This window comes from Hydrogenovibrio thermophilus, assembly GCF_004028275.1.
In the GTDB taxonomy this organism is placed as follows: domain Bacteria; phylum Pseudomonadota; class Gammaproteobacteria; order Thiomicrospirales; family Thiomicrospiraceae; genus Hydrogenovibrio; species Hydrogenovibrio thermophilus.
Genome location: NZ_CP035033.1, coordinates 1,875,061 through 1,887,366, shown reverse-complemented (window position 1 = coordinate 1,887,366; position 12,306 = coordinate 1,875,061). Strand labels below are relative to the sequence as shown.

Sequence of the window (12,306 nt, the reverse complement as noted above, 5' to 3'; positions counted from 1 at the left end):
GGATTGAATAAAAGTTGAATTAACTGCCTTGAAAAGGTTTAATTGACGTATTGTATTGAGAGGAAAAGACATGGCATTGACCAAAGCAGACCTTGCGGAAACCCTATCGGAAAAGTTCGGTTTCAATAAGCGTGAATCCAAAGAGTTGGTGGAACAGTTTTACGATGAGATGTCGGATATTCTGGTCAAGGGTGAACAGATCAAGCTTTCGGGCTTTGGCAACTTTGAACTGAAGGACAAAAGTGCCAGGCCTGGTCGAAATCCAAGAACGGGTGAAGATGTACCGATTTCGGCACGCCGTGTGGTCACCTTCAAGCCCGGTCAGAAATTGCGAGCTCAGATAGATAACTATGGTAAAGCCTAAATCGACGGACAAACCGAAGCAACTGGAAATCGATTTACCCGATAAGAAGTACTTCACCATCGGGGAAGTCAGTGAGTTCTGCCAGTTGAAATCGCATGTTTTGCGTTATTGGGAGCAGGTGTTTCCACAGCTGCAACCCAGCAAACGCCGTGGTCGGCGTTATTATCAACGACGCGATGTCGAAATGGTCATTGAAATCAAATCGTTGCTACACGAGCAGGGATTTACCATTCCGGGCGCCAAGGCCCGATTAAGCAAATCCGATGTGTTGGAAGCCGACTTGAAAGGGGAAGCGGAGAATGCGATGGGGTTGCTTCAACAGATGCGTTCGGAATTGAAAGAATTCCAACGCTACCTCAGCCAGCGCTATTAAGCGTCGGCAGCAGATATTTAAATACTAGATACTTTTCGGGTATCGATCCAAAATCAAATTTCGAATAATCTGATCCAGCGCTTCGTCGAAACGGTAATCCGGGTTCGTCAAAGTGAAGACGTTGTGGGATGAGACCACCATGTGGGTTTCGTACTGGGACTTTTTGCAGCCGACCATGTGTTGACCCAAATGATCGAGATAATGCTCGCTGGGGTGGATGGTTTTGAATGTCGGGTGGCCGTTCGGACCGAGTGCAATGAGAACGTGATCTTCCGGTTGGATGGGGCGAGTGGGTAAGTGCATTGTAATCTCTTATGTGTTATCCAGTTAAGCGCGTTGCTGTCCCTGATAATCGGCGTACTCTTCTTCCATTTCCTCGGCGTCGGGAGCGGTTTCCGGGTGTTTTAGCCGCCATATACGAATGAATTTATCACTGTCCAAGCGCTGTTGCAAGAGGGTTATGGCGGCAATGTATTGATCGATGTAGATGTAATTCTGTTTTTTCAAGCTTTGCCAAAGATGGCGGTATTTTTTGGGCAGAAAGTCTTTGAAGTGCGGAATCAAGCCGTCTTCCGTTTCGGCTTCCTTGATGCGCCGCATGACTTCCAGGCGTGCTTGGTAGCGGAACTTCTGTTCGTATTGGTCAATCATCTTGCCGACAACGAATAAAATACCGGCCGAGACGATGAAGCTTAGGATAAAGTAACCGGTCGCAAAGGTGCCTACCAAAGTGAATACGACCAACAGAATCGCGGTAATCGGCATGGTCAGTACGAATAACCAAGCATTGTTGCCTTTCAGCTCATCGGTGATTTCCTGCATATTGAAATCGTCCAAATTCACGGCATGCAGGCGTTCCAGCATTTCTTCCGCCGTCGGGGTGCGCGGTTCGAGCACCATGTCTTCCTGAGAGCCGTCCGGCAAATCGTTTTCAGTTGTTTCCATAAGGGGTAATGGCTCTGGCGTTTAGATTTCGTTCAGGGTTTCTTTTTGGGTTTGCACTGCATTTTGCATTTTATTGTATGCCGAGTGTGGGTCTCAAGGCAATAGGCGGTTAATTCTCCGCCCCATAAACAGCCGGTGTCGGTGGAGTGGATGTTGTAGGCATCGACGGCACCGAGGGTGGACCAGTGTCCGAAAAAGATTTCATGGTCTTTGTTTTTGCGGTTGCCGTGTGCAAACCAAGGCTGATAATGTTTTTTCAATGAGTCGGCTTGATTCGGTGACATTTTTTGTTTGAATTCGAGTTTGCCTTTGTCGTCACAATAACGCATTCGAGCAAATGCATTGACGATATAGCGAATGCGTTCCCAGCCGGTGAGTGTTTCTTGCCATTCTCTCGGTTCGGAACCGAAGAGGTGTTCACGGATAAAGGTTTGCCAGGCATCGGATTGTAAGTGCTGCTCGACTTCACGGCTGTGGGTTAAGGCTTCCGCGATTGTCCATTGCGGGGGGATTCCTGCATGCACCATCGCGACGGGAAGGTAGTCGTGCTTCACGACCAGCGGTTGGCGGCGTAACCAGTCAAGCAATTCCGGTGCGTCTTCGGATTGGAGAATCTCCGTCAAAGTATCCGATTTTGAGACGTATTTTTCGAGGCCTGAGTAGGCCGCCAGCAAGTGAAAATCATGGTTGCCCAAGACCGTTTTGCCCCGGCCGGATTCTTCGATCGATTTCACGAAAGTCAGGCACTCCAGAGATTTCGGGCCTCGATTGACAATGTCTCCGGCGAACCAAAGCACATCGTGCTGTTCGTCATATTCAATGGCCGCCAGCAGTTCCAACAGTTCGTCGAAGCAACCCTGCAAGTCGCCAATGACATAGGTCGCCATCAAATGGCTCCTTTGGCCGTGTAACAGTCCGCCAGTGCGACAAAGTCGGCGACGGACAAAGTTTCCGCGCGATCGGATGGTCGGACGCCGCAGGCCTCAATGTCATCGTCCGTCAGCCAACCTTTCAAGTTGTTGCGTAAGGTTTTGCGTTTTTGCGAGAAGGACTGGCGCACCAAGTCGGAAAGGTCGCTTTCGGATGTCGCCGAATAAGGCTTGGTTTGGTAGGGCGTTAAACGGATAATGGCGGAATCCACTTTTGGCGGTGGCGTGAAGTTTTCCGGACCAACCGTGAACAGATACTCGGTGGCACAAGCGTATTGCAACATGACACTTAAACGGCCATAGGTTTTACTGCCCGGTTCGGCCGTGATGCGTTCCACGACTTCTTTTTGCAACATGAAGTGCATATCAGTAATACGATTCCCGTATTGCATTAGATGAAACAAGAGTGGGCTGGAAATGTTATACGGTAAGTTGCCGACCACGCGCAGGCGGTCGTTTTCATCTTTCAGCAGTTGATGGTAATCGAAAGTCAGTGCATCGGTGTGATGTAAATGAAAGGCTGGATAGTGACCGAGTTTTTGTGTCAAAGGACCAATCAAATCGTTATCGATTTCGATGATGTCGAGAATCTTTACGACTTCCAGTAATGGCTGAGTCAATGCCGCTTCACCCGGGCCGATTTCGACCAGATGCTGATCGGGCTTTGGCTGAATGGCCATGACGATTTGCTGGATAACTCGGTCGTTATTGAGAAAGTTTTGGCCGAAGCGTTTTTTGTGCTGGTGGGGTTTGTTTTTTTGTGTCATCAAGCTTTCCCCTGCGACGGTATCATATCGATGGCGACTTCCAGTGCGTAGCGGAAGCTGTTGATGTCGGCTTGCCCTTTTCCGGCCAAGTCCAAGGCGGTGCCATGATCCACCGAGGTGCGGACGAAGGGAAGGCCGAGAGTGACGTTCACCGCGTGCCCGAAGCCGACGTATTTCAGAACCGGCAGGCCTTGGTCGTGGTACATGGCTAAAAAGGCATCGGCTTGCTTGAGGTTGCCGGGGCTAAAGATGGTGTCGGCCGGAAGCGGACCGACCAAGTCCATGCCTTTTGCGCGTAAACGATCCAATGTTGGAATGATGACATCGAGCTCTTCGCGGCCAAGATGTCCATCTTCTCCAGCATGTGGGTTGAGGCCCATCACATAGATTTTCGGTTCGGGAATTTTGAATTGGGTTTGCAGGGATTGGTGCAGGATGCCGATGACTTCTTCCAATAATTTGGGTGTAATGGCTTGCGGCACCTCTGAAAGCGGCAAATGAGTGGTGACCAGCGGAACCCGTAGGCCAGGTGTGGCCAGCATCATCACCACGCGTTCGGTTCCCGAGGCTTCGGCCAAGAGTTCGGTATGGCCGGTGAACTTCAAACCGGCGTCATTGATAATGCCTTTATGAATCGGTCCGGTAATCATGGCGTCGAAGGTGCCGTCGAGGCAGCCCTTAATGGCGGTGTGAAGCATTTTGAGCACGTAATCGGCATTTTCAATCGCCAGTTGCCCCGGAATAGAGGGCACCGCTAGGTTAATTGGCAACAGTTTGATGGTTCCGGCTAAATTTGGCGTGGCTGACCGAGACGCATCAAACATTTCGATGTGAATCGGCAGGCCGATGCGTTTGGCTCTTTCTTTGAGCAGGTCGGCATCGGCGATGACGACCCATTCAAACGGCCAGTCTTGTTGAGCCAGTTGAACGACTTGTTCCGGGCCGATGCCGGCCGGTTCTCCAGAGGTAATGACGAGTCGGTGTTGTGTCGCAGTCATTTATTCTCCGTTACCCTCGTCATGCTTCGGTAAAGGCTGCATGATTTCCGGATCATGGTATCGGATATCGACCAAAGCTTCGTCACGCAAACGGCGAAGCCAGATTTCATAGGTTTCATTGGCTTTTTTCATGCGCAGGGTTTGCATGGCCTGTTCCCGTTTATCCTTTAACGTCACATCCTGTTGACGAATGCCATCCAGATAGAGGATAACCCAACCTTCATCGGTGGCGAATGGCCGTGCGGCTTGACCGGGATCGAGGTCGGCGATGGCCGCGAAATATTCGGCCGGTAAGTCACGGGCGGTTTGCCAGCCCAGGTTACCGTTGGCGTTGACGGACGCGGGAATATCGGAATATTGTTCATTGAGCTGCTTGAATTTTTCCAAACTATCGATGCTGTCAGCCAGGCTGATAAGTGTATTGCTGGGTTGTTTCAAGTGTTTGGCATCGTCCGATAAGAGGATGAAACGGTAGACATGATATTGCTTGACCAGTTGACTGTTTTTATTGCGCTGGCCGTCGAGTTCAATGATGTGAAAGCCGACCGGGCTGCGGATGATGTCGCTGAACTGGCCGGGTTTAAGTTGACTGAATGCTTTGGCGAAGAACGTTGGAATCTGGTCATTGGATAACCAGCCTAAATCGCCGCCTTGCAATGCCTTGCTGCCATCGGAATAGCGCACGGCCATTTGACTGAAGTCTTCACCTTCACGCAACTTCTGTAAAACCTCTTCGGCTTTCTTGCGAGCGGCATCACGTTGTGTCGGTGTCGCGGATTCCGGTAAACCGATCAGAATGTGCTTCAGGTGGTATTCATCGCTGTTTTCAATCAGGTTTTGGCGCTGGATGAAGTTATTGATCTCATCTTCGGTTACTTGGGTCTTGGAAAGTACTTCGGCTTCACGCAGTTTTTGAAACAACATCTGCTGGCGAATGCGTTCACGGAATTCCTGAAATCCGTTCGGACGTGCATAATTGAGACGATCACGTAATTGCAGCACTGAAAGGTTGTTTTGCTCGGCAATTTGTTGAATTTGTCCCAGCAGCTCCTCATCCGGTACTTTCAGCCCCATGCGTTTGATTTCTTGCAGTTGCAGCTTTTCCAAAATCATGCGATCCAGCACTTTCATGTTCAGTTCGTCCATGTTGCTGACATTGATGTTGCGTGTTTGCAGCTCTTGGCGCGCCAGCTCCGCTTCGCGGTCCAGTTGGCTTTTGAGAATGATGTCGTCGTTCACCACGGCGACTACGCGGTCAAGCAGTTGCGGTTGTGATTCCGACCAGGCCTGGGCGGAATGGAGCATCATAAGAAGGGGCAGCCATGTGAAAAAACGGGTCAATAATGTTGGTTTCATGCAAGTCTCTAAGCGTGATGTTTCGGTTTCGGTTTAAAAATTCAGTTTGTCGTTTAAGTATTCCTTGAACGGCGTGCCGACGGTGCTAAGTCCTTTGAACTCGATGACGTATTGGATGCTGTAATTATACAGCCCATTGTCCAGTTGTGTTTCCTTAAGTGACAGTTCCGAGGCCCAGCAACAGCTGTCGTAACGGATGGCGCTTTGGACTTCGGTTTTTCGTTCTTTGGTGAAGTCGTAATTGATGTAACCGCCGACACCCCATTTCGACGTCAGTTGCCAAGTCAGGCCCGCAGCGAGGTCTTCCTGTTCACCTGGTTGGTTCTGGTTGGTGATAAGGTGCGTCATCAACAGGTTAAAGTCTGACGACAGGCCAAATTTCAAGCGACTGTTGCTGTTGGTCAGTTCATAGTTACGGTTATCGTACTGGCTGGTGGAGGCAAAGTAAACCGGCCCGGCGGTAAAGCCCAGCTTGACGTAATAGTCTGAAACGTTTTGGGTGTTTTGCGCCAGTTCTGTGTCGGTGGCCGTACTGTTGAGCGTGACCTGGCGGTCGGCGAAGTAAAAAATTTGCCCTAAACCGGCTTCGGCCAGAGGCGTGCCGTCGCGTTTCAGGAAGCGGGTGGTCAGAGCGGCTGAGACTTGGTTGGTATCGCCGATACGGTCGGAGCCTGAAAAACGGTTGTAGCTGAACAGGTTGGTGAAGTCCAAGCTGCGAGCGGTGGTGTCAAATAGCGGAATGCGCGATTGATCCTGGTAAGGGACATAGAGGTATTGCACTTCCGGTTCCAGGGTTTGCACCATGTCGAATCCGGCGAGCGAAAAGTCGCGTTCGAAAATCAGTTTACCGTGGAGCGCATACTGCGGAACGGTGATATCGAGTTGGTTCTGCCCGGATGTGTTATAACCATTGTCTTCCATATAATAATGGACTTTATTCGCCACGGCCTCGGCTTTGAAACTCCCGTATGGTTTGTAATACTGATATTGAGCGGACGGCGAGAAGACGTTTCGTTGGGCTTCCGGTTTATGCGCTTGGGGTGCGATTTGGAATTCGGTGGAAGTGATCGGCAGATTGATGCTGACATTGCGCAGACCTTCCGTTTCGAAAGGGTGAAAATAATTGAGCGTGACTTCCGGGCGTTTTTCATAGTTGTAGGCTGCATCATCGCGTAAGCGTAAATAATTTAATATGTGAACGCCGGCTTGCAAATTGTCCTTATTGTAATTAAGGTTGATGTAGCGTTGGGTATAACTGGCGCTGTCCAGTGCGCTTTCCACCGGAATATCGGTATAGAAATATTTGTCGGATAATTCGTGCCAGAGAATATTGCTGTTCAAGCCCGGCGCCCATTGTTGTTGGGCAATTAATTTAGCACGCCACCGTTGTTCAATCTTTTCGCCGTAAGCGGGATCGCCGTTTTCGTCGATATAGCTTAAGCCTTCTTTTGAGGTAACCTGATCGTTCAAACCGGTCAAACTCAGTTGAGCGCTGCTGTTTGGGAGCAGGTAGCGGAATTCATTGTCCACGACCCAGCCGCGATCCTGCATTTTCATGACGGTCAACGTATCGTCGTAATTGGGGGCGAGATTGAAATAATAAGGGACGGCGACATAGTTCTCCGCCGTATCACGCGTCAGAGGGCGGTAGCTTCCGATGGTCGGGAATAGGAAGCCGCTAGCCCGGTCATCCATCGGGAAGTCGATGTAAGGCGTATAAAACACCGGCACGGTTTGGAAGTACAGCCAAGTGTTGTAGCCGTAAATGCGGCGTTTGTTGTTGTTGATTTGCAAATGGCCGAAATCCAGCTCCCAGTCGTATTTTTCCGAGGTCTCGATGTCGCCGTTACGAGCCTGCCAACTGTACTGCACTAAGGGGCAGGTGGTGAAAGAGGCTTTTTCGAGTTCGGCCAGGTTGGTTTTTTGGTCGACATCAATTTGCTTGGCGGTGCCGTGCGCCCGAGTGTCGATGAACTGGTAACGGGCGTCTTTGAGTTGCGCGGTTTGCTTCTGATGGTTAAGGTGCGCACTCTGGCTGGTGACAATCAAGCCGTCTCGCTGGAACTGGACTTGACCAAACGCATTGGCTTCTTCGTTCAGACGGTTGAGCTGTACACGATCGGACAAAACCACCAGGCCTGGTCGTTTTAATACCACATTCCCGGTCAGGTCGTAAGTGAGTTCATCCGGTTGAGAGATGTTGTCGGCTTCAGCGGAGTGATCCGCTTGCACACCGGGTGGTGTTATCGGTGGTGCAATCCAGGCCGGTAAGCAGGCCGGGTTGGTGGAAACCGGAGAAGCGGCTTTTATCGGGCTGTCATCCGCCGCTTTCACCATAGGCGGCGCCCACAGCGGTAGCAGTAAAAAACCTGATAAAATGGAGCGGCTTCGAATTGACATCCAGCGTTAAATCGTAAATGATGAATAATTCAGGTATTCTACCGCAAAGACAACGCCGACGTTACCTTTGAAGCGTTAAAATACGCAGGCAAACGAGATTACGATACTCATGGCTGCGGTATAAAACCGCGAGTGGTAAGGTGAGCGGCGGTCAATCACGATAAACCTTTCTTCGGTCGGGCAAAGGAGCCGAAATAGATTCGATGTCACAACGTTTTCAACAACTACAAAACTGGCTTGACCAGTGTCCTTTTCTAAAAGAAACCGATTTCTCAATGCCTGTCGCCGCGTCCAGTGACGCGAGTTTTCGGCGCTATTACCGAATTGAGGTGCGCCGTCCTCATGAACCGGAGGCAACCTGTATCATTATGGATGCGCCGCCCGAACATGAAGATTGCGAACCCTTTGTGCGCATTGCCGGGCAATTGAATCAAATGGGGCTAACTGTCCCGGTAGTGTTGGAGCAAGATTTGTCTCAGGGGTTTCTGTTATTGACCGATCTGGGGAACGAAACCTATTTGCATCGGTTGACGGAAGCCAGCGCCGAGGCCTTGTATACCGATGCCTTGAACGCTCTGGTCACCTTGCAAACAGAGGGCCATAATGCTGCGGAAAGCTTACCGCCATACGATGCCACCTTGCTGAATAATGAGATGGCGTTGTTTACCGATTGGCTGTTGAACACGCATTTGGACATTACTCTTTCCGCCACCGAACGCCAGGTCTGGCGGGAAGTGACAGCCCTGTTGGCGCAGTCGGCGTTGAGTCAACCGCAGACCTATGTGCACCGAGATTATCACAGTCGGAATTTGATGGTGTTGGATAAAGACAACCCGGGCATTTTGGACTTCCAGGATGCGGTTAAAGGCCCGTTAACTTACGATGCGGTGTCTTTATTACGGGATTGTTATATCTCTTGGCCGTCCGAGCAGGTGACCGAATGGCAGCGACAGTATTTTCTGAGTTTGGTGCAAGCCAGATTGCTGGCGAAAGACGAATGGAAAGGGTTTGTGAAAGCGATGGATTTGATGGGCATCCAGCGCCACCTGAAAGCCTCCGGTATTTTTGCTCGTTTGTATCATCGTGACGGCAAGGAAGGTTACTTGAACGACATTCCGAACACGGTGCAGTATATCTACGATATGGCGCCCAAATACGCTGAAACCCGTGCCCTGGCGAGCTTACTGGAAAGCAAAGTGTTACCGGTTTTGCCGATGTCGGGCAAGGCGGTGTGATGGCTGTTTCCACTCCTCACAAAGCGATGATTTTAGCCGCTGGGCGCGGCAACCGGTTGCGGCCGTTGACCGATGTCTTACCGAAACCCCTGATGGAAGTCGGTGGACAGGCCCTGATTGAACACCATCTTTTGGCTCTGGCCAGCGCAGGGGTGACGGACGTGGTGGTGAACCATGCTTGGCTCGGCGAAAAAATTGAAACCAAACTGGGGAACGGGGATGCTTACGGCGTACACATTCAGTATTCTGCGGAGCCGGAAGGTGGACTGGAGACGGCAGGCGGGATATTACAAGCGTTGCCGAAGTTAAGCGACCATTCCGCCCCGTTTCTGGTGGTGAACGGCGATGTGCTGACCGACTACAATTTTGCAGGCCTGGCCAAAATGGTCTTGCCGGACGATGTGTTGGCGCATTTGGTCTTGGTGCCGACCCCGGCGTTTAAAGCGACAGGTGATTTCGGTTTGGAAAATGGCCGAGTGGTTGCGGAAGGGGAGTGGACATTTGCGGGCATCAGTGTGTTGCACCCGAGTTTGTTTGATGGTCTGATTCCTGGTGTTGAACCCTTAGCCCCGTTGTTACGACAAGCGATGGCGGCCGGAAAGGTGAGCGGTGAAGTCTACTCGGGGTTGTGGGACGATATCGGGACTGTGGAGCGTTTGGAAGCGGCTCGACGCCATTACCAAAAATAACACGCGTTCATAGAATTTTTTAAGTTGGCTTTTACGTCAATAAGAGTATATTAAAAGTTGAGAAGGGGCAAAGGATAACGCCCGATTACTCACTCAGATGAATGGATTGAAATCAGTAGGATAATAAATGAGCCACAAACATAAAGTGACGATTGAAAAAGTGTTTGCACACCCGATTGCGACGAATATTGACTGGAAGAAACTGGCTTCGGCTTTGGAGCATTACGGTGCGGAGATTGATGTGTCCAACGCCAACCGTGCGCACATCAAATTGAATGACGCCGAGTTAACGCTGGGGCTGCCACATCACGGCCATGAGTTGGCCAATAAGGAAGAGGTGACCAAATTGCGCCACTTCTTGGAAGAGCAAGGGCTGACGCCGGACGGTCTTTAAACGGACAGCGGATGCACTTTGAACCGAAAAGGGAAGCGTGGCTTCCCTTTTTGCGTTTTGGCGCTAAAATAAGTTTCATTTGAATTTCCCTACCCAAAATTCCAAGGAGCGAATATGTTGTTTTTAGTCTCGCCAGCCAAAGCGTTGGATGAAACGCCCGCCCCAGCGTCGGTTCCGTCTTCCGAGGCCGAATTCCTGACGCAGTCTCAGCGCTTGATTGATGATTTGAAGCAACTCGGGCCGGTGGATGTCGCCGGGTTGATGCATTTGAGCGACAAGTTGGCCGAGTTGAACTATGAGCGTTTCCAAGCATGGGAACAGCCGTTTGGCGATCAAGCCAAGCAAGCCGTGTTGTTGTTTAAAGGCGACGTGTATCAAGGACTGGAGGCGTCTTCGCTTAATGAGTCGCAAATGTCGTATCTACAGAATCATTTGCGTATTCTGTCCGGCTTGTATGGTTTGTTGAAGCCGTTGGATTTGATTTTGCCTTATCGTTTGGAAATGGGTACCAAATTCGCCAATGCGGAAGGGAAAGATTTGTATGCTTTCTGGGGAAATCAGTTGGCCGAAGCCTTGAATCGGCAGTTGGCCGAACAGGACAGTCGTTTGGTGGTGAACCTGGCCTCCAATGAGTATTTCAAAGCGATTAAGAAAAAAGAATTGAACGCGGACATCATCACTCCTCAGTTCAAAGACTGGAAAAACGGTCAGTATAAAATGATCAGTTTTTACGCCAAGCGCGCCCGTGGTTTGATGGCGCGTTATGCGGCCGTTAATCAGGTTGAACAGGTTGAGGATTTGAAGTATTTCGATTATGACGGTTATCGCTTTGCGCCGGATTTATCATCCGAAAAAGACTGGGTGTTTACGCGAAAGCAAGTTGACTAACATTTTCGGAATGAACAGCATAAGAAAACCGCCAGGCCTCATTGCTTAAAAACAAGGGACTGGCGGTTTTTTTATGGCCTGATGCCGGCTTTCAGGTTTACTGCAATGTCGGCTGCGAATCGGAGCTGGAAAACAGTTGATCCACATCCTCTTTGGTGAAACGGATGTGGTAGTTGCAGATTTCATTGTGTACCACGATTTCACCGTGCTCTTCCAAAATCTTTCGGGCTTCGGCTTCGCCCAGTGACAGCAGCATTTCTTCCACGCGTTTGCGATCTTGCGGGCACTCATATGCAATGTCTTGGGACTCGAACAATTCAATGGTCTCTTCGTGGAACAGGCGGTGCAACAGTGTTTGTGCATCCAGTTCAATCAGTTCGTCGTCTTTAATCGTGTCCGTCAGCATATGAATGCGTTCCCAACCGTCTTCGTCATGCTCATCGGTGGAAGGCATTTTTTGGATCATGACGCCGCCAATGCCCGTTTCATTGGCCGCCAGCCATAATTTGGATGGCTGCTGTTCGGATTGGCTCAAAAATACCTCAAACGATTGGGCAATGCTGTTTTCTTCGCGCGGTACATAGGATTGGAAAATACCGTTTGTTTGGGTGTTTTCCATGGTGACCAGTATCTGGCCGTCGCCCAGCAATTCATCCAATGTGGATTCGTTGGACAGGGTGGTATTGGTTTTGGCGACGCCGCGGATTTTCAAATCGTGTGTCGATTCGACCACCAATAAGTTCACCGGCCCTTTGCCTTGCACTTGAATGGAAACTTTGCCGGTGTGTTTCATGCCATTGGCAAGCATGACAGCCATGGCGGTTAGTTCCCCCAACACCTTGGTCAACGGCGCGGTATAGTGGCGGTCTTTTATCATTTCCTGCCAGGCCTGGTCAATTTGCAGATGCTGGCCACGGATATTAAGGTGTTTGAATAAAAAACGTTGAATCGAATTATTCATGGTCGGG

Annotated in this window: 14 protein-coding genes; 6 read left to right on the top strand and 8 right to left on the bottom strand. The window is 50.3% G+C overall.

Annotated elements, in window-relative coordinates; all coding sequences use genetic code 11:
• The first annotated feature begins 70 nt into the window (after positions 1–70).
• Positions 71–364 (top strand): integration host factor subunit alpha, encoded by a 294-nt coding sequence (locus EPV75_RS08835; protein ID WP_127119440.1) that lies wholly within the window; start codon positions 71–73, stop codon positions 362–364.
• Complete coding sequence (locus EPV75_RS08830) at positions 351–737, top strand: MerR family transcriptional regulator (RefSeq protein WP_127119441.1); 387 nt, start codon at positions 351–353, stop codon at positions 735–737. The genes EPV75_RS08835 and EPV75_RS08830 overlap by 14 nt, the downstream gene beginning before the upstream one ends.
• A 24-nt stretch (positions 738–761) precedes the next feature.
• Here EPV75_RS08830 and EPV75_RS08825 read toward each other — a convergent pair whose 3' ends face one another.
• From EPV75_RS08825 to EPV75_RS08795, 7 genes are all read right to left on the bottom strand, one after another.
• Positions 762–1,040, bottom strand: a complete 279-nt coding sequence (locus EPV75_RS08825; RefSeq protein WP_128385135.1) for a hypothetical protein — start codon at positions 1,038–1,040, stop codon at positions 762–764.
• Positions 1,041–1,064: 24 nt separating this feature from the next.
• On the bottom strand, positions 1,065–1,682 hold the full coding sequence (locus EPV75_RS08820; protein WP_029938532.1) for a hypothetical protein: 618 nt from the start codon (positions 1,680–1,682) through the stop codon (positions 1,065–1,067).
• Between the two features lie 32 nt (positions 1,683–1,714).
• Positions 1,715–2,569, bottom strand: a complete 855-nt coding sequence (locus EPV75_RS08815; protein ID WP_128385134.1) for a symmetrical bis(5'-nucleosyl)-tetraphosphatase — start codon at positions 2,567–2,569, stop codon at positions 1,715–1,717.
• Positions 2,569–3,378, bottom strand: a complete 810-nt coding sequence (gene rsmA / locus EPV75_RS08810; RefSeq protein ID WP_128385133.1) for a 16S rRNA (adenine(1518)-N(6)/adenine(1519)-N(6))-dimethyltransferase RsmA — start codon at positions 3,376–3,378, stop codon at positions 2,569–2,571. Before rsmA ends, EPV75_RS08815 begins: the two co-directional genes overlap by 1 nt.
• Positions 3,378–4,376: a 4-hydroxythreonine-4-phosphate dehydrogenase PdxA gene (pdxA, locus tag EPV75_RS08805; RefSeq protein ID WP_128385132.1), complete on the bottom strand. Its 999-nt coding sequence runs from the start codon at positions 4,374–4,376 to the stop codon at positions 3,378–3,380. The genes rsmA and pdxA overlap by 1 nt, the downstream gene beginning before the upstream one ends.
• On the bottom strand, positions 4,377–5,684 hold the full coding sequence (locus EPV75_RS08800; RefSeq protein WP_225972299.1) for a peptidylprolyl isomerase: 1,308 nt from the start codon (positions 5,682–5,684) through the stop codon (positions 4,377–4,379).
• 81 nt (positions 5,685–5,765) lie between these two features.
• Positions 5,766–8,132, bottom strand: a complete 2,367-nt coding sequence (locus EPV75_RS08795; protein ID WP_128385130.1) for an LPS-assembly protein LptD — start codon at positions 8,130–8,132, stop codon at positions 5,766–5,768.
• A 203-nt stretch (positions 8,133–8,335) separates the two neighbouring features.
• Here EPV75_RS08795 and EPV75_RS08790 point away from each other — a divergent pair, with 203 nt between their 5' ends.
• From EPV75_RS08790 to yaaA, 4 genes are all read left to right on the top strand, one after another.
• Positions 8,336–9,367 carry an aminoglycoside phosphotransferase family protein gene (locus EPV75_RS08790; protein ID WP_128385129.1) on the top strand — a complete coding sequence of 344 codons (1,032 nt, stop codon included), beginning with the start codon at positions 8,336–8,338 and terminating at the stop codon, positions 9,365–9,367.
• A complete protein-coding gene (murU, locus tag EPV75_RS08785; RefSeq protein ID WP_128385128.1) occupies positions 9,367–10,056 on the top strand; it encodes an N-acetylmuramate alpha-1-phosphate uridylyltransferase MurU in 690 nt (229 codons plus the stop codon). Before EPV75_RS08790 ends, murU begins: the two co-directional genes overlap by 1 nt.
• A gap of 127 nt (positions 10,057–10,183) precedes the next feature.
• The gene (locus EPV75_RS08780; protein ID WP_128385127.1) at positions 10,184–10,450 is read left to right on the top strand and encodes a hypothetical protein; all 267 of its coding nucleotides are present in this window, start codon (positions 10,184–10,186) and stop codon (positions 10,448–10,450) included.
• Between the two features lie 114 nt (positions 10,451–10,564).
• Positions 10,565–11,338 (top strand): peroxide stress protein YaaA, encoded by a 774-nt coding sequence (gene yaaA, locus EPV75_RS08775; protein ID WP_128385126.1) that lies wholly within the window; start codon positions 10,565–10,567, stop codon positions 11,336–11,338.
• Positions 11,339–11,435: 97 nt separating this feature from the next.
• On the opposite strand, the gene hslO is transcribed toward yaaA, so the two are convergent.
• The gene (hslO, locus tag EPV75_RS08770) at positions 11,436–12,299 is read right to left on the bottom strand and encodes an Hsp33 family molecular chaperone HslO (RefSeq protein WP_128385125.1); all 864 of its coding nucleotides are present in this window, start codon (positions 12,297–12,299) and stop codon (positions 11,436–11,438) included.
• Positions 12,300–12,306: the final 7 nt, after the last annotated feature.

Coding starts and splice junctions, on each gene's coding strand:
- EPV75_RS08835 (WP_127119440.1), top strand. CDS start 71: ATGGCATTGACCAAAGCAGACCTTGCGGAAACCCTATCGGAAAAGTTC.
- EPV75_RS08830 (WP_127119441.1), top strand. CDS start 351: ATGGTAAAGCCTAAATCGACGGACAAACCGAAGCAACTGGAAATCGAT.
- EPV75_RS08825 (WP_128385135.1), bottom strand. CDS start 1,040: ATGCACTTACCCACTCGCCCCATCCAACCGGAAGATCACGTTCTCATT.
- EPV75_RS08820 (WP_029938532.1), bottom strand. CDS start 1,682: ATGGAAACAACTGAAAACGATTTGCCGGACGGCTCTCAGGAAGACATG.
- EPV75_RS08815 (WP_128385134.1), bottom strand. CDS start 2,569: ATGGCGACCTATGTCATTGGCGACTTGCAGGGTTGCTTCGACGAACTG.
- rsmA (WP_128385133.1), bottom strand. CDS start 3,378: ATGACACAAAAAAACAAACCCCACCAGCACAAAAAACGCTTCGGCCAA.
- pdxA (WP_128385132.1), bottom strand. CDS start 4,376: ATGACTGCGACACAACACCGACTCGTCATTACCTCTGGAGAACCGGCC.
- EPV75_RS08800 (WP_225972299.1), bottom strand. CDS start 5,684: ATGATGCTCCATTCCGCCCAGGCCTGGTCGGAATCACAACCGCAACTG.
- EPV75_RS08795 (WP_128385130.1), bottom strand. CDS start 8,132: ATGTCAATTCGAAGCCGCTCCATTTTATCAGGTTTTTTACTGCTACCG.
- EPV75_RS08790 (WP_128385129.1), top strand. CDS start 8,336: ATGTCACAACGTTTTCAACAACTACAAAACTGGCTTGACCAGTGTCCT.
- murU (WP_128385128.1), top strand. CDS start 9,367: ATGGCTGTTTCCACTCCTCACAAAGCGATGATTTTAGCCGCTGGGCGC.
- EPV75_RS08780 (WP_128385127.1), top strand. CDS start 10,184: ATGAGCCACAAACATAAAGTGACGATTGAAAAAGTGTTTGCACACCCG.
- yaaA (WP_128385126.1), top strand. CDS start 10,565: ATGTTGTTTTTAGTCTCGCCAGCCAAAGCGTTGGATGAAACGCCCGCC.
- hslO (WP_128385125.1), bottom strand. CDS start 12,299: ATGAATAATTCGATTCAACGTTTTTTATTCAAACACCTTAATATCCGT.